General features: G+C 40.3%; 18 protein-coding genes. 13 read left to right on the forward strand and 5 right to left on the reverse strand.

Going from position 1 to position 21,919, the window contains the following annotated elements:
* Positions 1-173 precede the first annotated feature (173 nt).
* The 3 genes from AACU25_RS05020 to sbcC all read left to right on the forward strand — a co-directional run bounded on the left by AACU25_RS05020 (position 174) and on the right by sbcC (position 4,958).
* Entirely contained in the window at positions 174-482 is a 309-nt protein-coding gene (locus AACU25_RS05020; RefSeq protein WP_096574177.1) for a hypothetical protein, read from the forward strand.
* Between the two features lie 12 nt (positions 483-494).
* Positions 495-881, forward strand: coding sequence for a hypothetical protein (locus AACU25_RS05025; RefSeq protein WP_096574178.1), 387 nt, complete (start codon positions 495-497; stop codon positions 879-881).
* Between the two features lie 1,050 nt (positions 882-1,931).
* Positions 1,932-4,958, forward strand: coding sequence for an exonuclease subunit SbcC (gene sbcC, locus AACU25_RS05030; protein ID WP_096574179.1), 3,027 nt, complete (start codon positions 1,932-1,934; stop codon positions 4,956-4,958).
* A gap of 208 nt (positions 4,959-5,166) precedes the next feature.
* Here sbcC and AACU25_RS05035 read toward each other — a convergent pair whose 3' ends face one another.
* A complete protein-coding gene (locus AACU25_RS05035; RefSeq protein ID WP_096574180.1) occupies positions 5,167-5,607 on the reverse strand; it encodes an SRPBCC family protein in 441 nt (146 codons plus the stop codon).
* Between the two features lie 376 nt (positions 5,608-5,983).
* Here AACU25_RS05035 and AACU25_RS05040 point away from each other — a divergent pair, with 376 nt between their 5' ends.
* Positions 5,984-7,642, forward strand: a complete 1,659-nt coding sequence (locus AACU25_RS05040) for a mechanosensitive ion channel (protein WP_096574182.1) — start codon at positions 5,984-5,986, stop codon at positions 7,640-7,642.
* Between the two features lie 160 nt (positions 7,643-7,802).
* Here AACU25_RS05040 and AACU25_RS05045 read toward each other — a convergent pair whose 3' ends face one another.
* Together AACU25_RS05045 and AACU25_RS05050 are read right to left on the reverse strand one after the other, a co-directional pair.
* Positions 7,803-8,006, reverse strand: a complete 204-nt coding sequence (locus AACU25_RS05045) for a hypothetical protein (protein WP_096574183.1) — start codon at positions 8,004-8,006, stop codon at positions 7,803-7,805.
* A gap of 40 nt (positions 8,007-8,046) precedes the next feature.
* Positions 8,047-8,442 carry a hypothetical protein gene (locus tag AACU25_RS05050; RefSeq protein WP_096574184.1) on the reverse strand — a complete coding sequence of 132 codons (396 nt, stop codon included), beginning with the start codon at positions 8,440-8,442 and terminating at the stop codon, positions 8,047-8,049.
* A 712-nt stretch (positions 8,443-9,154) separates the two neighbouring features.
* On the opposite strand from AACU25_RS05050, the gene AACU25_RS05055 reads away from it, so the two are divergent.
* Together AACU25_RS05055 and ypfJ are read left to right on the forward strand one after the other, a co-directional pair.
* A complete protein-coding gene (locus AACU25_RS05055) occupies positions 9,155-9,946 on the forward strand; it encodes an SGNH/GDSL hydrolase family protein (protein ID WP_096574185.1) in 792 nt (263 codons plus the stop codon).
* Between the two features lie 574 nt (positions 9,947-10,520).
* Positions 10,521-11,378 carry a KPN_02809 family neutral zinc metallopeptidase gene (gene ypfJ / locus AACU25_RS05060; RefSeq protein ID WP_096574186.1) on the forward strand — a complete coding sequence of 286 codons (858 nt, stop codon included), beginning with the start codon at positions 10,521-10,523 and terminating at the stop codon, positions 11,376-11,378.
* A 152-nt stretch (positions 11,379-11,530) separates the two neighbouring features.
* Here the strand turns inward: ypfJ and AACU25_RS05065 are convergent, their stop codons facing one another.
* Together AACU25_RS05065 and AACU25_RS05070 are read right to left on the reverse strand one after the other, a co-directional pair.
* Positions 11,531-11,869, reverse strand: coding sequence for a hypothetical protein (locus AACU25_RS05065; RefSeq protein ID WP_096574187.1), 339 nt, complete (start codon positions 11,867-11,869; stop codon positions 11,531-11,533).
* Between the two features lie 34 nt (positions 11,870-11,903).
* A complete protein-coding gene (locus AACU25_RS05070; RefSeq protein ID WP_096574188.1) occupies positions 11,904-14,423 on the reverse strand; it encodes an AAA-type ATPase lid domain-containing protein in 2,520 nt (839 codons plus the stop codon).
* Between the two features lie 463 nt (positions 14,424-14,886).
* Here AACU25_RS05070 and AACU25_RS05075 point away from each other — a divergent pair, with 463 nt between their 5' ends.
* The 7 genes from AACU25_RS05075 to AACU25_RS05105 all read left to right on the forward strand — a co-directional run bounded on the left by AACU25_RS05075 (position 14,887) and on the right by AACU25_RS05105 (position 21,908).
* Positions 14,887-15,885, forward strand: a complete 999-nt coding sequence (locus AACU25_RS05075) for a hypothetical protein (protein ID WP_096574189.1) — start codon at positions 14,887-14,889, stop codon at positions 15,883-15,885.
* 803 nt (positions 15,886-16,688) lie between these two features.
* On the forward strand, positions 16,689-16,850 hold the full coding sequence (locus AACU25_RS05080) for a hypothetical protein (RefSeq protein WP_190445569.1): 162 nt from the start codon (positions 16,689-16,691) through the stop codon (positions 16,848-16,850).
* Between the two features lie 423 nt (positions 16,851-17,273).
* Positions 17,274-17,471 carry a 50S ribosomal protein L35 gene (gene rpmI / locus AACU25_RS05085; RefSeq protein WP_045872149.1) on the forward strand — a complete coding sequence of 66 codons (198 nt, stop codon included), beginning with the start codon at positions 17,274-17,276 and terminating at the stop codon, positions 17,469-17,471.
* 21 nt (positions 17,472-17,492) lie between these two features.
* Positions 17,493-17,852, forward strand: a complete 360-nt coding sequence (gene rplT / locus AACU25_RS05090; protein ID WP_096574190.1) for a 50S ribosomal protein L20 — start codon at positions 17,493-17,495, stop codon at positions 17,850-17,852.
* A 24-nt stretch (positions 17,853-17,876) separates the two neighbouring features.
* On the forward strand, positions 17,877-18,746 hold the full coding sequence (locus tag AACU25_RS05095; RefSeq protein ID WP_190445571.1) for a transporter substrate-binding domain-containing protein: 870 nt from the start codon (positions 17,877-17,879) through the stop codon (positions 18,744-18,746).
* A gap of 171 nt (positions 18,747-18,917) precedes the next feature.
* Positions 18,918-19,442: a tetratricopeptide repeat protein gene (locus AACU25_RS05100; protein WP_096574191.1), complete on the forward strand. Its 525-nt coding sequence runs from the start codon at positions 18,918-18,920 to the stop codon at positions 19,440-19,442.
* Between the two features lie 489 nt (positions 19,443-19,931).
* Positions 19,932-21,908 carry a primary-amine oxidase gene (locus AACU25_RS05105; RefSeq protein ID WP_096574192.1) on the forward strand — a complete coding sequence of 659 codons (1,977 nt, stop codon included), beginning with the start codon at positions 19,932-19,934 and terminating at the stop codon, positions 21,906-21,908.
* Positions 21,909-21,919 lie beyond the last annotated feature (11 nt).

Raw genomic sequence — 21,919 nt, forward strand, 5'->3', positions numbered from 1 at the left:
ATCTCTTGGCTGGAATACTCTTATCAATCAGTTCTCTGTTATGAAAACTGAGATTTTTATAGATTTTCTTACTGGACTAAAAGGCTAAATGGTGAAAGATTAATATTGAGTATCTTAGTAATTGAGTACTTAAATACAATAAAATTTACTTTTAATATATCAGTATTAAGTTAATGGAAGCTTTACCCGATAACTGGGCAGATATCGAACCTGATATTATATATCTTTCCAACAGCAGCTTGTTAGTTTCATTTGCCTGCGAACAAATCAAGTTAGGATTAAAATATGATCAGAAGGGTAAACATTTAAAAGCTATTGACAAAGGACTAGTATCCCCTCGCGGTAGTGTTGGGCTGGTACAATCTCAAGAAGTAGGATACGATTTGAAATCTAAAGTATTGGGTAAAGGTGGCGACCACCGATTTCATGCAAAATTTATTGAGGTTATATTACACTTTCCTGGTTTAGTAACAGAACATTAAACACATAGTACTATGGCAAGACTCGAATTAAAAAATCATCAAGTCTGGCGAGATTTAACCGAAATATTAGAAAGTTTAGATGCTAATATTCTTGTTCAAGAACATCTTGAACAATGTGATTATAAAATCTGTGGATATTGGGATGAACAAGATGAACATTATGAAACAATTACCTTACCTCGTACCCTAGAAGCAGAATTATTTAGCAGTTATATCGGTGTTTCTCATAAAGAACGATTTTTAGAACTCAAGTTTTGCCTTATAGCTGATGTCATACCAGCAGGAAATAATAACAAACAAAAGATTGGTGAGTTAGTTCTTGTTTACAATGAAAATTTAGAATTTGTTGATGAAAATTGGCTTTTAGATATTGATTCTCCGATGCTGGAGATAAATTGAACCTCGACTCAATACGGTTCGGTTAGGAGTTTTTCGTCATGATGTTGGGGTTGTGGAGACGCGATAAATCGCGTCTCTACAAAATTTAAACGTCAATAGATTGGTTTTATGCGAACTGTATTGGAACCAAACTCACTACTTCTTTGAATATACAAGGGTGCGTTAGTAGCAACTTAACGCAACTGTGGCAACGCACTGGCTTTGCTACATGGTATTGAGATTTTTTCAAAAATCAAATCTGAATTCCTATATTCCAGTAATCAGTAATGTATTTTATACTGGTAATTGCATTTTGGGTAAAAGCATGAGGGCAAGAGTTAAAGGTTTACTCCCTTTTCCCTTTCACCTTTCCCCCTTCACCAACTACTATTAACCCCACATCTATATATAGTGACTTGTCTGGGTTGGGATTTTTTAAGATTAATTACAAAATCCCATGCTCCGACTATTGTTAGAAAACCTTGGCATAAAAAATTGTCTGATAGTTGCCTTTATTAGACTTGACAATGTGACAAAACTAGCTGCTAAATCTGGGAACTTACAATTTTTTTGTCATCAAGGGAAAATATTTTAGTCAACTCTCACCATACTGCTAAGGCTAACTCAATTTGCAGTTGCGACTCCTCTACTACCCATGCATAGCCGACGCAAGCAGAGGTTTATTTGATTTTCCTGGGTAAATGTGAAATGCTTTAGCCAGTTCTCCCTAGCTAAACTAGGCGATGAAAATTTGCCGTTACTTGGCGGTTTATTCGACTGTCAAACAAGTCAAAAATCAAAAACTTCTACTTTCCCAACTAGTAAATATGCTTACCTAGCTTTCTTCTTAGCCAACAGGGGTAAATATAGGCGCATCTTGCAAGGAGTTTAATTTTTCTTTGCGCTTTACAAAAATCCTTTAGCCAACAACAAAAAACTGCTGATTATGATGTTAAATTTTGTAAAATAGAGGTCTTCAAGGCTAGAATCAACATATATAGATAGTTAAACTAACAAGATAGTGCATCTTTACTGTTAATTATTAAAAGTAAATGTGGCCCAATAGCCTCAATGATCCCAATACAACTAATTCTCAAAAATTTTCTCAGTTACCGTGATGCAACTTTAGATTTTCGCGGTTTACATACAGCTTGTATTTGTGGTTCCAATGGTGCGGGTAAATCTTCCCTTCTGGAAGCAATCACTTGGGCGATTTGGGGTGAAAGCCGCGCCGCTGCTGAAGATGATGTTATTCATACAGGCTCTAAAGAAGTTCGGGTTGATTTCACTTTCCAAAGTAACCAACAAAAATATCGAGTGATTCGCACCCGCGTGCGGAGTGGAACTAGTGTTTTAGAATTCCAAATCGAAACGCCTAATGGTTTTCGTCCTCTGACTGGCAAAGGAGTGAGGGCAACCCAAGATTTGATTCTAGAACATATCAAGCTGGATTATGATACTTTTATTAATTCTGCTTACTTACGTCAAGGGCGGGCGGATGAATTCATGTTGAAGCGCCCGACGGAACGTAAAGAAATTTTAGCGGAGTTATTAAAGCTGAATCAGTATGATGATTTGGAAGAACGCGCTAAGGAATCATCCCGTCAGTTTAAAGCGCGGGTGGAGGAATTGGAACGTTCTTTAGAGTCGATTAAAATTCAGTTACAACAACGTGAAACAACGCAAGCGCAAAAAGTTGAGTTAGAAGCAGAACTTAATCAACTGCAACAAGTGCAAGCTTTTGAAACTATTCAATTACAAAGTTTGCAGGTTGTACAGCACCAACGCCAAACAAAAGTAGAACAACTAAATTTTGTAAGACAACAATACCAAAATCTGACTCAAGATTGCGATCGCCTGCAACAAGAGCAGTTAGCTGTTAAAAACCAAATTGCGGAATTAGAAAAGATATTAAGCCAAGAAGCGGAAATAAAAGCTGGATATCAACAATATCAAACCTTACAATCGCAAGAAGAGGCTTTTGCTAATAAATTTGCAGAATTTACCCGCGCACAACAAAACCGCCAGCAAAAGCAACAGCAGCTGACGAAACAAATTAATGAAATTGAACGCCAACTCCAACAAGCTCAAGCTCAATTAGAAGCTTTACAGCAACAAGAAAGGGAAATTCAGCAAACCCTGACTAAATCTGGTGAGGTAGAAGCTGGTTTGGCGCAACTCACTGCTGCGCGTCAAAGAGTAGCGCATTTCGATCAGTTGCAAATGCAAGTGTCTCCTTTGTTACAACAACGCGCCACTTTACAAAGCCAAATAGATAGATTCCATGCGGGTTTGGTAGCGCGCTTAGAACAGCTAGTAACCACAGAAAATCAACTCCAACGCCAGCAACATCGCCAACCCCAACTGCAACAAGCGGTGATGGATGTAGCGATTCAAATTGAGGAATTGGAGAAAAAGCGGGTTTATTTGCAACGCGTACAGGAGAAAGGACAAGAAAGACGACATTTTATTGAACGTTTACAAGCGCATCAAAGAGATTATGAAAAACTCTTAGGAGAACTAGAGCAAAAACTGCAAATGCTCCAGACTCCGAATGCACTTTGTCCCCTGTGCGAACGTCCCCTTGATGAGCATCACTGGGATCGAGTGGTATCGAAAACCGAAGAAGAATTAAAAGATACACAAGGGCAATTTTGGGTAGTCCGCGAACAGATGGCTGTATCCGATAGAGAGATTCAAGTCCTTAGGCAAGAATACAGAGATATTTATCAACAATTAGCTAGTTATGATACCTTGCGGGAACAAAGGGGACAGTTAGCCGCCCAGTTGGAAGCTACCAGCGATGTTCAACAACAGTTACAACAAATTGCGGCAGAAAAACAACATTTAGAGCGATCGCTCCAATTAGGTGATTATGCCCCGGACAAGCAAGCCGAACTACAGCAGCTAGACCAATATCTGCAAAAACTCAATTACAATGAGCAAGACCATGCGTTAGCACGTAGCGAAGTCGAGCGTTGGCGCTGGGCAGAAATTAAACAAGGGCAGATTAAAGATGCAATTAAGCGGCAAACTCAACTAGCCGCACGTAAACCAGAATTAGAAGCGACTATCGCCCAATTACAAACCAGAATTCAGCAAGAGCAAGTAAATTCTGAGTGCGCCCAACAAATAGCCGCCCTCGATCGCTATATTACAGAACTAGGTTATAGCCCTGAGCAGCACAATCAATTGCGTCTGGCTGTCAAGCAAAATCAAGCTTGGCATTTGCGCTATCAACAAATGCTGTCAGCCCAGCAACAGTATCCCCAACTGCTGACGCGATCGCAAGAATTGGCAGCAGCCAAAACTGCGAGATTAGCAGAACGGCAAACCCTAGCTAGCCAAATTGACAGCATTAGCGAGCAATTAGAGGAAACTGCTAACCCAACAGCCCAAATTCAAACCTTAGAACAGCAACTTCAAATTCGCAGACGACAACTCGACGAACAAATTGCCAAATTAGGGCGTTTGGAACAGTTGGCGGTACAGCTAGAATCACTGCAAATCCAGTACGAACAGCAGCAACAACAATTACAAGCCACTAAACAGCAACAACGTGTATATCAGGAATTAGCGCAAGCTTTTGGTAAAAATGGTATCCAAGCACTAATGATTGAAAACGTGCTGCCACAGTTGGAAGCTGAGACAAATCAGTTACTTTCACGACTCAGCGCCAATCAACTGCACGTACAATTTATTACCCAAAAAGCCGGACGCAATGGTAAATCCACCAAGAAGAATGTCAAGCTAATCGACACCTTAGATATTTTAATTGCCGATGCCAGGGGCACAAGATCCTATGAAACCTACTCTGGTGGTGAAGCTTTTAGAATTAACTTTGCCATTCGCCTCGCCCTAGCCAAACTCCTAGCACAAAGGGCGGGAGCAGCTTTGCAATTGTTGATAGTCGATGAAGGATTTGGTACACAGGATGCCGAAGGATGCGATCGCCTAATTGCAGCCATCAATGCGATCGCCTCCGATTTCGCCTGTATCCTCACCGTCACCCATATGCCCCACTTGAAAGAGGCTTTCCAAGCGCGGATTGAAGTTGATAAAAATCAGGAAGGCTCGCACGTGCGGATTTTGACTTGAGGATTGGGGAATGAGTAAGGCAGGGGGGCAGGGAGCAGGGAGCAGGGGAGAAATTCCCATTACCAATTACCCATTCATGCCCCATGCCCAATGCCCAATGCCCATTTCATACCAAATTAAAAAGAGAATGCGACAGATACACAGCCATAAACCTTGTCCTATCTGGATTCTTAATTTTGAATTTTGAATTTTGAATTTTGAATTGGTATCACATCCTTTCCACCACCTGTTTTAAACGAATCAATTGCGCTTGCATATCTTGTTTTGTCCAAGCGGCGGCGAAGGTATTGAAACCCCAACTGACTACAGGGTTGGGGATATCGAATTCAAAACGATTGATTAGCTGCGTTCCCTTTTCTAGCGGTTGACATTCCCAGCGATCGCGTCCTTGGAAAAATCCTTTAAATTCCCAAACAACTAAACCCGGTTGTCGTTCTGCGACAACCGTTTTTAATGTGGGTTGAATTACTGGAATTTGAATGGTGAAAAGGCTTTGACTACCAACATCTGTACTCCAGACTTCACCCACAGGTTCGCAACGTAAAACCGGATTTAGCCAGCGATGCATAAGAGTTAAATCGGTAATACAATGCTCCACCACTGTAGCTGGGGCATTAATTTGAATCGATTGTTCCAGAACTTGGGGCATATGGTTGATGCAGCTTTTGCAATTAGAGTAACTCAAAATGGGGACTGGGGATTGGGAAAAAGCAGGGGAGCAGGGAGCAGGGAGCAGGGGGAAAATAACAAACACCAATTACCAATTACCAATTACCAATTACCAATTACCAATTACCAATTACCAATTACCAATTACCAATTACCCATTACCAAATGACAAATAACCAATAACAAACCCTGAAGATTAAAAATTACTCCGGATACCAATGTCAAAGATACTTTTACTGGTACATTGTTAGGCTAAATACTCGTGAACTTACGGGGATAAAGGATTGAGTAAGACAATCCATGTCAGAACACTGAAGTGTTTTGGCGTAACAATCAACTTTTAATTCCGAAAAACCATGAATACAACTTGGCTAGGAATAACCCAGGTATTAGATATTGGTTGGTCAATCAGGGTGCAGCAGCTTTTGGCACAATCACCAAGCCTACCACCAGAGCAATCGGTGGTTAATCAAGGAATTGGAGAGGTGCGAGGAATTTTCGACCAGATAATTCTGTTTACACCTCGCTTGCTAGGAGCTGCAGCCATTCTGTTAATTGGTTGGCTAATTGCTGCAATTATTGCCGCAGTCACCAGGGGAATCCTCAATCGCACTGATATAGATAACCGCATCGCTTCAGGAGTAACGGGCCGTGAGAATGTTCCCAACGTAGAGCAATTAATCTCCGGCTTAGTTTTTTGGAGTATTATTCTGTTGACTGCGGTAGCTGTTCTACAGACTTTAGGGCTAGAGGTAGCCTCTCGACCATTAAATAATTTTGTCGATCAGCTTGCAGGCTTTTTGCCAAAGTTGTTTGGTGCAGCAATTCTTCTGGGCGTTGCTTGGTTATTAGCTACCGTTGTGAAGCTAGTAACGATCAGAGGACTGCAAGTGTTGAGGTTTGATGAGCGTTTGAATCAACAAGCGCAAGACGCTGACTCTACACCAGGACTGAATCAGTTATCTGTCACAGAGACAATTGGTAATGCTCTGTACTGGTTCATCTTTTTACTATTTTTGGTTCCAGTGTTAGATACTCTGGGGCTAAGGGAAGCATTACAACCAGTCAAAGCTCTGATAACAGAGATTTTGTCAATTCTGCCCAATATTTTAGCTGCAACATTAATTGCGGCTGTGGGCTGGTTTGTGGCAAATCTCATTCGTCGTGTTGTTACCAATTTATTGATTACAACTGGAATCGACCATTTGGGCAGTCGTTTTGGACTTTCGCCCAATGTTGGAGCGCAACCACTGTCGAATATTATCGGCACAGTGGTTTATATTTTGATTTTGATTCCTGTTGCGATCGCAGCGCTGAATGCTTTGAAAATTGAGGCGATTTCAGTCCCTGCGATCGCCATGTTACAACAGGTGCTTAATGCCTTACCTGCAATTTTTACAGCCCTCGGCATTCTGATTATTGGCTATTTCTTGGGAAGGTTTGTCTCGGAAGTCGTCACGAGTATCCTTACCAGTTTAGGCTTCAACAACATTTTTTCAGTGCTGGGTTTGCCATCCCCAAGACGAACAGCAGTCTACACGGAAGCCGGCGCACCAGTAACTACACCCACCCGTACCCCATCAGAAATTGTCGGTATTATTGTCTTCGTCGGCATTTTACTATTTGCAACGGTAGCAGCTGTCAATATCCTCAATATTCCCGCACTCACCGCGCTAGTATCGGGAATCTTGATTATATTCGGCAGAATTTTATCGGGATTAGTGGTATTTGGCATTGGGCTATTCTTAGCAAACCTGGCTTTTAGCATCATTGTTAGTTCCGAAAGCGCCCAAGCAAGGATTTTAGGACAAGTAGCGCGGATTGCCATCCTGACTTTAGTCTCAGCAATGGCACTGCGACAGATTGGCGTAGCCAGCGATATTGTAAATTTAGCATTTGGGCTTTTACTCGGTGCGATCGCAGTGGCTATTGCTCTAGCTTTTGGCCTTGGCGGTCGAGATGTAGCCCGCGAACAAGTTAAAGAGTGGTTAGACTCTTTTAAGAGTAAGGGTTAACCCATGTTTTTCTCGGCAGCTTGTCTGCAAATCTCGGCACTTGCTGCTAAAAGCATCATAATTTGAGAAAATATCTCGGCAACTCACCTTGAGATATTAAAACTTAAAGCTTTGAACTTGAATGTTCAACCATAGAAGTTGACATTCCGAGTTCAAAGCTTCAATTTTGCTGTTCCAAGCTCGACATTTCTAGTTCCAAGCTCAAAGGTTCTAGTTCCAAGCTCAAAGGTTCTAGTTTCAAGCTCGACATTTCTGGTTTCAAACTCGAAGGTTCTAGTTCCAAGCTCGAAAGTTCTAGTTTCAAGCTCGAAGGTTCTAGTTCCAAACTCGAAGGAATAGGTAATGAGTGAGAATTCCCACCCATTACCAATTACCAATTACCAATTACCAATTACCCATTCCACTTATCGTCCAACAGAGTTAGATATATCTCTACCTGCTTGAGCTGCGCTGTCTTTTACACCGCCAGCAGTTTCCTTAGCACCTTCTACATAGCCGGAGCCGAATTCTTTCAAAGCTTCTCCTGATTGTTGACCAATCCGTTGCAGTCTTTCGCCAGGATTACCTTTTGTTTCGCGAGCTTCGCGGTTCCATTGTCCTATAGTCTTTGGTCTTTGAGCATCATTTTGTTCTACACTTTCCCGAACTTGCTGGCGTAACTGTGAGTTACTGCGTCCAGAATCAACATTTGTGGTGAGTACAATCAAACCAACTACAGCTACAGCCAAAAAGCGCTTTACCTGAAGTCCTTGAAACAGAGAACTGATTTTAGCGATCGCATTAGAAATCCAATTTGTCATGCCAATACTCCGTTGATGCATTCTTAATTTTTGTCAGACCTTCGCAATATCATTGGCTCACTCTAAATTCAGTTAATGACACGATGAATAAGCTGAATTTCTAGATGTCACTAACTAAAAATTTAATTATTTTAGAGATTAAGTAATGCAATCTGGTGCAATACTGCCTATTTTGAAGCAAATTGTCTGTTTTGATTACAAATTCCAGACTAACTGTAAAAAAATAATAATTCCTCTAACAAAAGTCAGAGGTTGTTTCTAAATAAGCAATACTTATTTAGGTCTGTGGTATGGCAAATCTCTTAGTTTGCAACTGAATACAGCAAAATAAATTTCAATTTTCATACACATCATTAATTCTTATCGAGCCTCTATTGATTAAACAAGAGACTATTTATAAAGTAAATCTTAAGTAGGGTGTGTTACGGCTATGAAAGGATTTCGGACACAGAGACAATGATATTTAGCCGTAACGCACCGTCGCGTGGATGGTGCGTTAGGCGCTGGGATAGTTATTCCGTGACAAATTATATTGAAAGTCAGAGCCTAACACACCCTACAGTAATTTTATTTTTACTTTATAAATAACCTCTAAGAGAAAAACCATAAAAGTATATCTTGGTAGTAAAATCCAAGTTATTCTAGCTGCTGCGATTTATCTATTAAACCAAAATCTCAAAAAATATATCTCTAGGCTTATTCCTCAAGAAATATGAAATATATAGTTGGCATCAGCATATTGTTTTTGATTGCTGCCATTGCAATACTCAATTCAATCATTAGAAAAAAACTTTTACCAGAATCTGAGCAGCAATCATTGAAAGTATTATTTATTGGTAATAGCTATACCTATTACCACGAGCTTCCTAAACTGGTGCAAAATTTAGCACTAACCGCAAAAGAAGCTAAAAGATTTGAAACTGAAATGGTGACAGTTGGTGGAGCTACATTAGAACAGCTTTGGCAACAGGGTAAAGCTGTAAGCAAGATTAAGAATGGCAAATGGGATTATGTTGTCTTACAAGAACAGAGTACTTTACCTATCACTAATCCGAAGTTAATGTACGAATATGCTCGGTTATTTAACGAAGAAATTAAGAAAATTAATGCTCAAACTGTGTTTTACCTAACTTGGGCAAGACAGAATAAGCCAGAAACACAACAAGCACTGAACGATTCATATATGACCATTGCCCAAGAACTAAAAGCAATAGTCGCTCCAGTGGGAATAGTTTGGCAAAAAATTCAAGAACAGAATCAAAATTTAATGCTTTACGAGCCAGATAATAGCCACCCCAGCCCGATTGGTTCCTATGTAGCAGCTTGCGTATTTTATGCAACTATTTATGGTAAAAGTCCTGAAGGCTTAAACTATCCGAATAACAAAAATAACTCGAATAATACACCAGAAAATAATAAGACAAAATTAGAAGAATTAAATAATACAGATATGACAATGATTCAACATTTGGCTTGGGAAGTTGTTAGCAGAAAAACATCATAAACCTTACTTTAGCGAGGTTTATATCCCCGACATTTTCAAAAATTCGGGTGTCTAGGCAGTAACTTCTGCTTAACTAAGTGTCTTTCTAATGTAGGGTGTGTTAGGCGCATATTTTCGATATTATTTGTCACCAAATAACTATCCTTGCGCCTAACGCACCGCCGCGTGGATGGTGCGTTACGGCTAAGTTAAATTGTCTCGGTGTACCAAATCCTTTCGTAGCCGTAACACACCATAATTCAGATTTATTTAAGGCGATGCGTTACGGCTAAGTTTAATTGTCTCTATGTCCGAAATCCTTTCATAGCCGTAACACATCCTACATTTTATAAATGGTCTTTAAGGAAATCTGTTTTAGGGTTGATTATATTTTGAGTTTTAAATTTTGAATTTTTAATTCCCTCTTTGGGGGTACAGTATTGCTTTACTTTGGGCGGAAGATTTTGGTTTTCCTAACTATTAATATTTTTGCTTAATTATGCTGTTTTCTGTATGCGATACTCTTGATTTATCGCTATGGGAATATGCATTTTTCTCACTTCTGCCAGGTTAAATAATTTGGAGACTTGAAGTTATGCGCTGGGAATTTGGGCGAAGAAGTACCAATGTTGAAGACAGGCGAGGAACTAGGATTTCGGCTCCTGTGGTAGGAGGTGGTATTGGAGCAGTTATTTTATCGTTGATAGTTGCTTTTTTGGGTGGCGATCCTAGCGTCATTTGGGAGCAAACACAAAAACCGAGCGATCGCCCTAACTCGCAATCTCCCCAAACCCAAAGTTCCGCAAATAGCGATCGCATGGCTGATTTTGTTTCCGTTGTTCTCGCAGATACAGAAGATACATGGAGTAGCTTGTTTCAGCAACAAGGAAAAACCTATCGAGAACCAACTTTAGTTTTATATTCGGATGCAGTGGAATCTGCTTGCGGTTTTACGCGATCAGCTGTAGGGCCTTTTTATTGTCCTAGCGATCAAAAACTCTACATAGATTTGAGCTTTTATCAGGATCTCAAAAATCGCTACCAAGCACCAGGAGATTTTGCCCAAGCTTATGTGATTGCTCATGAAGTGGGACACCATGTGCAGAATCTCATGGGAATTTCCCAACAGGTGCGAACCCTACAACGTCAAGCAGATCAAGTAGAAGCCAATCAACTTTCCGTCCGCCAAGAATTACAAGCTGATTGTTTTGCTGGAGTTTGGGCTTATCATGCTGATCGCTCACGCCAAATTCTAGAATCAGGGGATATTGAAGAAGCACTCAATGCGGCTAGCAGTATTGGAGACGATCGCTTACAAAGTCAAGCCAGAGGATACGTAATTCCTGAGTCTTTTACTCACGGTAGTTCAGCTCAAAGAGTTCGTTGGTTTAAACGTGGTATTCAAACAGGTAATCCTGAACAATGTAATACTTTTAGAACCACAAATCTATAGAAGATAACGTAGTAGGATGCGTTAGCAGCAAGAGTACGGCATCAGCACTAATCCAAAATCCAAAATCTAAAATCCAAAATTGTATAAGGATGCTCAAATACTCGCTAAAGCTTTGCTCCAGCGAGTTGATCTGAGCCGATCAAATCGCCAAATTAGCTGTCAATTAACTTAAAGCCCCAAGGTTTGAGGGCTGCTTTGGCTATTTCTTTATCTATACCCTCATAAGCTTCCCATTCAAATGGGTGATCTTTAGGATGTCCTTCGCCGACATTACCCGCAACTTTAATGATGGGACAATTAGCCAAGCGATCGCGCTCCAGTCGTTTTGGCAATGCTAATTGGACTTTGCGCCCAATAAATTTCGATACACTTTCTTGAGCCACAGATTCACGGATTAAACAGATATCACCAGCCATACCCCAAGTAGTTTGGTAGATATAAAAGAAAGATATGTAGGTTTGTGGCTTTAGGGATCTTTTGATAACTTGCATTACTTGTAATCCTTACACAAGACGGAAAAATTCGTTAAAAAACGATAATCATCCACATACCAGCCGCCAGCCCAATCGTTGCTAAATGTTGCCAGAGTAGGGCTTTCAGCGGTTGACGTGCGATGTTTTGGGTTAATACTACGGTTAGCAACACGGATATAATCAGGGTGCTGCCTTGCAGAAAGTCAATTACTGCGGGGTGTGCTATCAATACGGGTAACTGTTCTCCATTTAAACCAAAGGTAGCAAAAGTTACAGGAAGAATTCGCCCACCTTCTCCTAAACCTAAACGCAGATAATGGGCAAAGTTACCTCCTAATACTAATGGTAGGTAACCATAAGCCAGCTCAATAAATTTTTTAGGTTTTCGTCCAGAATTAAACAGTTGCGTGAAGCCGTAAGCTAATAAGCAAATTCCTGCCGGAATAATCAACACTACCACAGACAATCCTAAATGCTGCCAAAAAATTGTTAAATCTAGGTTTAAGCCTAACCAAGCTTGTAATTCTGGCAAGCGATGCAGATATATACCACCCAAGAGCAAAAATAACAGTGCTACTTCATAGTTGTGGGCAACATGAGTTGTCCAGAGTTCAATTCCTGGCGGGCGTAAGTTAAACTCGACGGAACGATGGGGACAGGCTTTCAGGCAAGTCATGCACAGGACGCAATCTTTGTTATCTTCTAATTGTGCAGGATGGGAGTACAAAGGACAGCCGTTGGTTTCCATGCCCTCACCTTTTTGCGGCCCGCCTTTGTAGCATTGGTAAGTCGTACAACTGGCGGAACAAATACCTTGTTGGGCGCGGAGTTCTGTCATTGAGAGTTTAGCAAATAAACCATTCATACCGCCGATGGGACAAAGATAGCGGCACCAAAACCTGCGTTCAAACAGGGCGGAAAATATCATTGCCCCAGCGGTGATTAATAGCAGCAAGCAACCCGAAAGGTAAGCTGTATCTTCTAACTTCCAGAGTTCTTCCCATAGAAAAATTAGGGTGAATAGCCCAAATAAAAACCAGCCACCCCATTTCTCAGCTTTCTCTCGCGGCCAGCGCTGGAGTTTGTGCGGAAACAACTTCAGCGATAATTTTTGCGTAATTTCACCGTAAATCATAAACGGGCAGACAGAACACCAGATGCGCCCCAGAAAAGGGAAGAGAAACAGAAAGAACGGCCACCACCAAGCCCAAAAAAGATTTAAAGCAAAATTGCGATCGCGTGTTTGCGGGCCAATAAATAATACACCAACCAAAAAAGCAAAGGCTGCAAAGGTAAAACCATAATTAATGCGATCGGGCCACCAGTCACTACGCAAGAACCTCCGCAAACCAGGATAAGCATTTAATAAATTAACGCGAAATTGCTTCTTCTGGGGTTCGGCTGACCAAAAGATTTCTTCTGTGAGTTCTTTCCCTTCTCCTACCTGGACGATCGCCCGTTCTACCAAATTTTTCAATTCTTTGAGATTACCCGGGAAGTCGTAAGTTTGTAGGCGGCGTAAGGCTTCGGGGGTAATATGTGGTTTGGATAAACCGCGCGCACGGCTGTAGAGACTGATGTAATATTCCACCTGTACTTTAATATCTGCTTTGCGTACCCGCAACGGTGGTACTTTAATTACATGACCGATACAGCGCTCAATCTGAGAATCAGCTTTTTCAGAAACAATCAAAATTCTGGCGTGACTTTTACGAGATTCAGCTTTTGGTTCTCCCGGACGGCTAATAGGAGTATATGTATTTTTACTGAGTAAATCGGCAACCTCAGGTAATAATTCTGGTGGCAATTCTTGGAGGTTATTGAGGATTAAACTACCTTCCCCTAACCATTCTAATAATCCTGGTTTTCCGCCAGCACGACCGAATAATTCTGCGCCACTGGTTTGTAGAATCCCACAATTGATTTTAATAATTGGCTCTCGCCGCTTCGGAGAACTAAAGTGAATTAAAGTAGCGATATTATCTTTTTCTAACCCAGGTTCGCCAAAGATTTCTACAGATTTGCGATCGCTGCTAGCTTCTCGGATTTGCTCCCGCAGACGTACAGCATATCGGCTGGTACCCACAATTCCCCGTTGCGCCTTGGTGACTAAATATGGTCGCAAAGCTACAGTACGTTCTTGTTCATAGCTTAAAGCCGATGTTACCTCAGCCAATTCTTGCGCCAATAGCCGGAAAAACGCTTGATTAATTTCTGGGTATTGAGTGACTAAAGCGCGAAATTTATCCGCAGGTACAACCCATAATTGACATTCTGAGATGGTAGTAATTGTGAAGGGTGTTGATTCATCTAACAGTAATTCTTTGAGGTGAATCACTTCTCCCGGGAGAAATCCCCGAGGTAAGGCTGAGTTAGTTTCACTAGGTTCGCTTTCTAACTGACCACTTTGGACAATATAAAGTGCTTGCGGAGGAGAACCTTCGCTTACTAGAGTAGTGTTAGCTGGCACAACTTGTAACTCCATCACCTGAGCGATCGCTTCTAAAACCGTAGGTGAGAGAATTTCTAAAGCTGTACGTTCTTGTAGCCACACTGTATCTGGAGATGTCATCATCAGTTTCTCCATGCAGGCTGCTTACGGTATAAAAGGAATTATCCCTGATAATGGAATGGCTGCGTGATGAGTTGGTCAGATATCCCGAATCTCTGGGTTCCCTTGGCAATGTTAGGTTTAATTGTGATAGCCGCGGTGTTTTTCAGCCGTAGCGGTTAATTTTGCAACGCCAGACGCGATTAATCGCGTCTCTACAAAAGGCAAACAATCTTATTGACTTATCCCGTCAGAGAACTTGGTTTGGGGAAACTAGATTGCAACTGTAGCGTCAAAGAAACTATCTGAATACTCATTCGCTATCAGGATGCACTTAATATTTAGTAACTTCAGCGTCACCGCTAGTAGCAAAGTAGTACGCAAATTTAAATAATTCCCGAAAAATTATCATTATTAAGTGCTTATTCCTGAGAATTGGGATGAGTAGCTAGTTTAACTATGCAATTCTCAAGGTAATCAAAGCATGACAAATATTCATAAACAATCCCATGTGAGCAGCGTTACAAGTCACATACCACAAGGCGTGATTTTAACTCTAGCGCTAACCAGCCTCCTATCTTACGGAATTGGACTTAGCAGTAACAATACTGCTAATGCGGCTCCGCGTGCAGCGCAAGTACAGTTATCCCAAAATGTCCAAAATAGTGGAAACAGACTACCCAAAGCTGTTGCTCAAGCTGTACTTAATGATGCATCAAAGCGTTCGGGAGTAGCGATCGCTAATTTAAAAATCACGCAAGCTACAGCCAAAACCTTTGCTAATCCTTGTATTTTCCAGTTTGGGGAAGTTTGTACAAGAGAATACAGACCAATTCAGGGTTGGGAAGTAATTGTACAAGTTAATGAGCAATCTTGGACTTATCACGCTAATAGAAATGGCTCACAAATTCTCTTAGATCCCAAAATTAATGTATCGGGAAATGTTACTTTACCAAGAGCGATCGCTAATAAAGTTTTAGCAGATGCGGCTAAACGTTCTGGGGTAGCAGTTGCGAATTTACAAATTACCCAAGCTACAGCTAAAACCTTTGGTAACCAATGTCATTTTAATTTTGGCGAAGTTTGTGCAGAGATTTACAAACCAGTAGAAGGCTGGGAAGTTAGCGTCAAAGTAAAAGAGCAATCTTGGACTTACCATGTGAATAAATCTGGCTCACAAATTGTTTTAGATCCCAAAATTAAGACATCGCCAAATGCTACTTTACCAAGAGCGATCGCTAATAAAGTTTTAGCAGATGCAGCTAAACGTTCTGGGGTAGCAGTTGCGAATTTACAAATTACTCAAGCGACAGCTAAAACTTTTGGTAATCCTTGCGAATTTAACTTTGGTGACATCTGTACTAAAGAATTTAATCCTGTTGAAGGCTGGGAAGTCAGCGTCAAAGTAAAAGAGCAAGCTTGGACTTACCATGTGAATAAATCTGGTTCTCAAATCGTTTTAGATCCAAAAATTAAGGTATAGAACAATGTGACGTAAATGATATCGTTTTCGGTAAACGTGAACTCATAACATTGAAATCCAAAATTCGCTTTGGGGAAAATGCTAAAACCTCCCCAATTATCCAATTATAGGAGTTTATTTTTCCTTTTCCGTTTCATATAGGAATCCGATTTGATTTCTGAAAAAATCTCAGAATTTTGTCAGGTGCATTAAGGCTTATGCTTTAATGCACCTTACGCACTAATAGCACTTACTTAAGTACACATTGCTGCCTAAATGCCCGACCTTTTCCAAAAGTCGGGCATATAAATACCGCTACAGTAAATGACATTCCAGCCTAAGCACGTAATTTCAAAAATTAAATCTGAGTTTTATATATTTCCTGATTGATACTTAATTTGCGGGCAAATACTGTATATTTTTTTAAGGTTTTTGTGAACTTAGATTATGTATCCTAAGCAATACGGTAGTAAGATTACTGAGACATTTAATTAAATAAAATGAGGATCTAATTCATTTCGATAAATCATTATTATCTATGATTTTTAGATTTTTGATAACTCAAAAACCTTACACATCAATCATTTTCAATATATATTTCCTTATCCATGATGCAGCTTATCCCAAAAAGAGATACTAGCTATAGTAGGATTACCTGTTATTTATAAAAACTTTATGATAGAAATAAAATTTTTTATAAAACTGTCGGCTTTATTCTAAGTAATATTATTGCCCACTTTAATAAATATTGGTGAAATTGCAATCTTTTCATTCCGTCTATTTAAGTAGAGAATGGATTCACAAAACAATTGAGATGATTGAAAATGAAAAACGTAGTAGAAAATATTAGAGAAATAGACTCTTTAATTGAAGAATTAAGTGATGAAGAACTGGCAAGTTGTGTGGGTGGTTGTGGCTGGTATAACCCAGCAGGAAATGAATGCGAAATTGAAACACAAGAGGATGGAACATTTAAAATCACATAGTATGTTATAGTTGGTGAGCAATGGAATTCATCTTCATATACAACCAATTCCATAGCTGATTATTGGTACGATCCCAACGGTTCAGCCCGCTACAAATTCTATTAAATAGAGAAGATTATGGAATTAAGTATAAATAAAAGATCAGAGGGAAGTATCCAAACAAGATTAATACTATAAAGAATAGCGTTTTAAACTGTTGATTTGGTTTTGATCAAATGTGAATCGCTCAAGGTTAAAGATTTTTCTTTCTCCTTCTTCTCGCAACTGACAAGTATTACCGCCCTTAAAACTATCGCGGCTTTACCTCTATAAACTATATAGATCTGCCAATGGCAGATCTATTCGCATTTTGGGGTTATTTTTGGTCATGCAATCTGATGAGCTTAGTATATAATGATAGATTGTGTCGATCAAAGCCAAACCATGCCTAAACTCAAGACTCGTAAAGCAGCGGCAAAGCGATTCCGTGCCACCGGTACAGGTAAAATCGTTCGTCGCAAAGCTTATAAAAACCACCTTCTAGAGCATAAAACTTCAGATAAGAAGCGCAGTATGTCCAAGTCTGGACTTGTACATGAACGCGACGAAGATAATGTACGTTTGATGCTCCCCTATTTGTAAGTCCCTCAGGAAAATTAAGTTATGACACGGGTAAAACGCGGTAACGTAGCTCGTAAACGCCGCAATAAAATTCTCAAACTAGCTAAAGGTTTTCGCGGTTCCCACTCAACTCTGTTTAGAACCGCTAATCAACAGGTAATGAAAGCACTGCGGAGTGCTTATCGCGATCGCAAAAAGAAAAAGCGCGATTTCCGTCGCCTGTGGATCGCTCGTATCAACGCTGCTGCAAGGGTACATGGTTTAAGCTACAGCAAGCTCATCGGTAATCTCAAAAAAGCCGATATCCAACTCAATCGCAAAATGTTGGCGCAATTAGCAGTTGTCGATCCAGCTAGCTTTGGCAAAATTGCTGAATTAGCCGCCAGCCAAGCTAAAGGTTAAAGGATTAAGGATGAAGTATAAAGTATGAAGGCTGAAGTATACCCCAATAAATTGGGGGGCTGGAAGAAAGACAGCATACTACACAGAATGCGTGTCTCGCAGCAATACTGGTTTTCATCCTTTATCCTTTACTCTTTATCCTTTTTATTAATTGTTTGCTTGTGCTTTTTGGGGACAGTACCAATTGCATCTGCCGCCCAAATGCCAGAAATTCAGCGGCGAGGCTATTTTACTATTGCTGTCAAAGATAACTTCCGTCCCTTGGGATTTAGAGATGCCAATGGTAATTTGCAAGGCTTGGAAATTGACTTAGCACAGCGTTTGGCAAGTGATTTGCTAGGTAAAGCAAACGCTGTGAAATTACAACCCGTAGCCAATCGCGATCGCTTATCTGTAGTATTCAACAATCAAGTTGACTTTGCCATTGCGCGGGTAACAGCAACAGAGTCACGTTCTCGCTTGGTAAGTTTCAGTGTTCCTTACTACTTTGATGGTAGTTATGTAGTTGTAAAGGATACTGGAATACAGCGAATCAATGATTTAGCAAAACGCAAAATCGCTGTACTGAATAACTCCACGACAATTGCCGATGTCAGGTACTATGTGCCGAATGCTGAGTTAGTAGGAGTAAAATCCTATGAAGAAGCGAGAGAAAAAATAGAAAGCAATGCTGTCACCGCCTTTGCCGCCGATGCTAGCGTTTTGAGTGGTTGGGTGCAACAATATCCCCAATATCGGCTACTACCAAGCAAACTATCCACAGCCCCGTTATCTGTAGTCATGCCCAAAGGCTTGCAATACGATGATTTAAGACTAAAGGTAAATGGAGCGATCGCACGTTACATAGACGAAGGCTGGCTCAAACAACGCGCCCAATATTGGGGTTTACCATAAATTTGTCATTTGTCATTTGTTATTTGTCATTGGGTAATTGGTAATGGGTAATTGGTAATGGGTAATTAGATTTTCTCCCCTGCTCCCAGCTCCCTGCCCCCTTGCCTCATCCCCAGTCCCCTTGCAGCTGATAATAAATAAGAAGACTCTTTATATTCGTATTTCAAGACAATGGATAACAGTCTAGCGGTTGTTTATCTCTCGATTTTCATCGGTATACTCACATTTGCTGTTGTGGGTGTTTTTCAGCAAATTTTCAAAACTCGTAAGATTGAAAGTTCCTTGTCTCGCTTAAAAAAGAAGTTGAGTAAGGATAAAGGAACTGCTCAAGAATATTACGAGTTAGGCAGTATTTATTCTCAAAAGAAAATCTATTCCCAAGCGATCGCGCTGTTTCAAAAAGCCCTGAAAGCGGCTGAGGAAGAGGGAGAAGAAGCTGTTGCTCCTATCTACAATGGGCTAGGGTATGCTTACTTTGCCCAAGAGCAGTATGATTTAGCAATTCGTCAGTACAAAGAAGCGCTGAAGTTAAAACCTGATTATGTGACAGCGCTCAATAATCTCGGCCATGCTTATGAGCAGAAAAAATTAACTACACAAGCACTACAAACTTACGAAGAAGCCCTGAAATTCGCGCCTAATAATTCTACAGCTAAACGTCGTGCCGAATCTTTGCGCCGTTTAGTTTCTGCATAAGTAGTTGGTTTTGGGTGTTGGGTGTTTGGTGTTTGTTTTCCCATTACCAATTACCCATTACCCAATCCCCAAAAATATTATTTAGCTAACAGCAGTGAATATTTTCCTGGTAATTTGTAATTCGTAATTCGTAATTCGTAATTCAGAGGTAGGGTGTGTTACGCCGTAGGCTAACGCACCTTGAATTTCTGATTACATTTTGCAAATTCAAATAAATCTATTCGGGTTAGCAACACAACCTAGGAATATAGATAAAACCAGTTCTATAAAATTCGTATATCCAAATTTTGTAATTATACCAATTCAAATAATGTTTGCGACAGATAAATCCTTTGTCAGGGCACGGCATCCTCAATCTTTTGGCATATCAAATATCTTACTGGTGCCGTGCCCCTACTCATCTGTCGCGTTCTTTTTTCAAAATGGTATTACGAACTACGAATTACGAACTACGAATTGGTATTATACTTTCCTGCACATATCTAAAGAATGATTAAGACATTACGGTTCTTTAGTTTAGCTATTGCCATTATTATCTTTATGGTTGGCGCTTTAGGTTATCGGGAAATGTTATTTGCACAACAGCCTGCGATTTCCCATCCTTTAACAGCGTTAACATCAGCAGAAATTAATACAGCGGTTGCAGTGGTAAAGAAAGATAAAAATCTTACTGACAAAGCTGTATTTCCTTTAATAACTTTGCAAGAACCAGATAAAAAAGTAGTTCTTAATTTTACACCAGGCAAATCTTTTCAGCGTCAAGCTTTTTTAGTAGTGTATGAGAGAGAGAAAAATCAAACCTATGAAGCTGTAGTTGATATAAAAACTCAAACATTGAGTTCTTGGAAACAAATACCTAACGCCCAACCTGCATTAATTAATCCTGAATATGATTTAGCACGCGAAATTGTCAAGTCTGACCCCCAATGGCAAGCGGCAATGCAAAAACGGGGAATTACAGATTTTGATCAAGTTAAAATTAATTGTTGGGCACCTGGGATTTTAACTGATAGCGAAACGGATAAAGGTAAGCGTATTTGTCGTGCTTTATCTTACTACAAAGGCAAGAATTGGAATTATTTTAGCAGTCCGATTGAAGGTGTACTGGCTACTGTTGATTTAAACGCAGGTAAAATCGATAGTTTTATAGACAACGGAATAGTATCTTTCTCTCAACAAAATTGGAATTATGATATCCAATCTTTAGGTAAATTACTTTCCCCACCAAAATTATTAAAAATTCTCCAGCCTCAAGGTACTAGTTTTCGAATACGAAATAATACAATTAGCTGGCAAGGTTGGAATTTTCGCTATCTAATGCATCCCCGCAGTGGGTTAGTTCTTTATCAAGTAACTTATGATGACGGGGAAAAAATTCGCCCAGTTTTATACCGCGCTAGCCTATCAGAAATGGTAGTGCCTTATGGTCATCCTAATTTTACCTGGGCTTTTAGAAATGCCTTTGATGTTGGCGAATATAACTTTGGTTCTCTCGCAACTTCAATGGAGTTAGGTAAAGATATTCCCGAAAATGGCTTGTTATTAAATGCAGTGATGGCTAACGAACAGGGAGAACCTTACGAAATGCCCAGGGTAATTGGCATTTATGAACGAGATAATGGGATGTTGTGGAAACATTATGAATATAATATCCAGAAAAATTATGTCCGTCGTAATCGCGAATTAGTGCTGACCATGACGGCGGCGGTGGATAATTATGATTACAGCCTGAATTGGATTTTTCACCAAGATGGCAGTTTAGAAATTGAGAATGATTTAACAGGAATTGTTTTAGTACAAGGGACAGACGCAGAGAAACAGTCTCAAGATAATTCCTATGGAAGGTTGTTAGCGAAAAATATCTTCGGGGTAAATCATCAACACTTTTTCAACTACCGCCTAGATATGGATGTAGACGGACAGGCTAATTCTGTGATGGAAATGAATGTGCAAGCCTTACCGTTGGATAATCATAATTCTCTGGGAAATGCGATCGCAGTTACCGATACTCCCTTAACTACAGAAAAAGCTGCTGTGCGCGATTTGGATATGAAACACAGCCGCGAATGGATGATTGTTAACACCAAGCGCCAAAATACTTTAGGCACTCCCCCAGCATATATGCTGATGCCAGGCGGTAATACAGTATTCTTCCCTGTAGAAGGTTCAAAAATTCGTGAGAAAGCTGGCTTTGCAACACATCATGTTTGGGTGACAAAATATCAGCCAGATGAACTCTATGCTGGCGGCGATTATCCTAACCAAACGCAACCAGGAAAAGGTTTACCTCAATATATTGCCAACGATGAACCTTTAACTGGTGAAGATATCGTACTGTGGTACACAATGGGCGTTACCCATATTCCTCGCCCTGAAGATTGGCCTGTGATGCCAACGCATCGAGTTAGCTTTAAACTTGCCCCTAGAGGATTCTTTAGCCGTAATCCTGCGATTAATTTACCTTGAGCAGAAATTCA

This window comes from Tolypothrix tenuis PCC 7101, assembly GCF_963874875.1.
Classification (GTDB): domain Bacteria; phylum Cyanobacteriota; class Cyanobacteriia; order Cyanobacteriales; family Nostocaceae; genus Aulosira; species Aulosira tenue.

Bases quoted from the DNA above. Each gene is read 5' to 3' on its own strand.
- AACU25_RS05100 (WP_096574191.1), top strand. From the start codon at position 18,918: ATGGATAACAGTCTAGCGGTTGTTTATCTCTCGATTTTCATCGGTATA.
- AACU25_RS05020 (WP_096574177.1), top strand. From the start codon at position 174: ATGGAAGCTTTACCCGATAACTGGGCAGATATCGAACCTGATATTATA.
- AACU25_RS05070 (WP_096574188.1), bottom strand. From the start codon at position 14,423: ATGACATCTCCAGATACAGTGTGGCTACAAGAACGTACAGCTTTAGAA.
- AACU25_RS05095 (WP_190445571.1), top strand. From the start codon at position 17,877: ATGAAGGCTGAAGTATACCCCAATAAATTGGGGGGCTGGAAGAAAGAC.
- AACU25_RS05045 (WP_096574183.1), bottom strand. From the start codon at position 8,006: ATGGGTGGGAATTCTCACTCATTACCTATTCCTTCGAGTTTGGAACTA.
- AACU25_RS05040 (WP_096574182.1), top strand. From the start codon at position 5,984: ATGAATACAACTTGGCTAGGAATAACCCAGGTATTAGATATTGGTTGG.
- ypfJ (WP_096574186.1), top strand. From the start codon at position 10,521: ATGCGCTGGGAATTTGGGCGAAGAAGTACCAATGTTGAAGACAGGCGA.
- AACU25_RS05055 (WP_096574185.1), top strand. From the start codon at position 9,155: ATGAAATATATAGTTGGCATCAGCATATTGTTTTTGATTGCTGCCATT.
- AACU25_RS05065 (WP_096574187.1), bottom strand. From the start codon at position 11,869: ATGCAAGTTATCAAAAGATCCCTAAAGCCACAAACCTACATATCTTTC.
- rplT (WP_096574190.1), top strand. From the start codon at position 17,493: ATGACACGGGTAAAACGCGGTAACGTAGCTCGTAAACGCCGCAATAAA.
- sbcC (WP_096574179.1), top strand. From the start codon at position 1,932: ATGATCCCAATACAACTAATTCTCAAAAATTTTCTCAGTTACCGTGAT.
- AACU25_RS05075 (WP_096574189.1), top strand. From the start codon at position 14,887: ATGACAAATATTCATAAACAATCCCATGTGAGCAGCGTTACAAGTCAC.
- AACU25_RS05035 (WP_096574180.1), bottom strand. From the start codon at position 5,607: ATGCCCCAAGTTCTGGAACAATCGATTCAAATTAATGCCCCAGCTACA.
- AACU25_RS05050 (WP_096574184.1), bottom strand. From the start codon at position 8,442: ATGACAAATTGGATTTCTAATGCGATCGCTAAAATCAGTTCTCTGTTT.
- AACU25_RS05105 (WP_096574192.1), top strand. From the start codon at position 19,932: ATGATTAAGACATTACGGTTCTTTAGTTTAGCTATTGCCATTATTATC.
- AACU25_RS05080 (WP_190445569.1), top strand. From the start codon at position 16,689: ATGAAAAACGTAGTAGAAAATATTAGAGAAATAGACTCTTTAATTGAA.
- rpmI (WP_045872149.1), top strand. From the start codon at position 17,274: ATGCCTAAACTCAAGACTCGTAAAGCAGCGGCAAAGCGATTCCGTGCC.
- AACU25_RS05025 (WP_096574178.1), top strand. From the start codon at position 495: ATGGCAAGACTCGAATTAAAAAATCATCAAGTCTGGCGAGATTTAACC.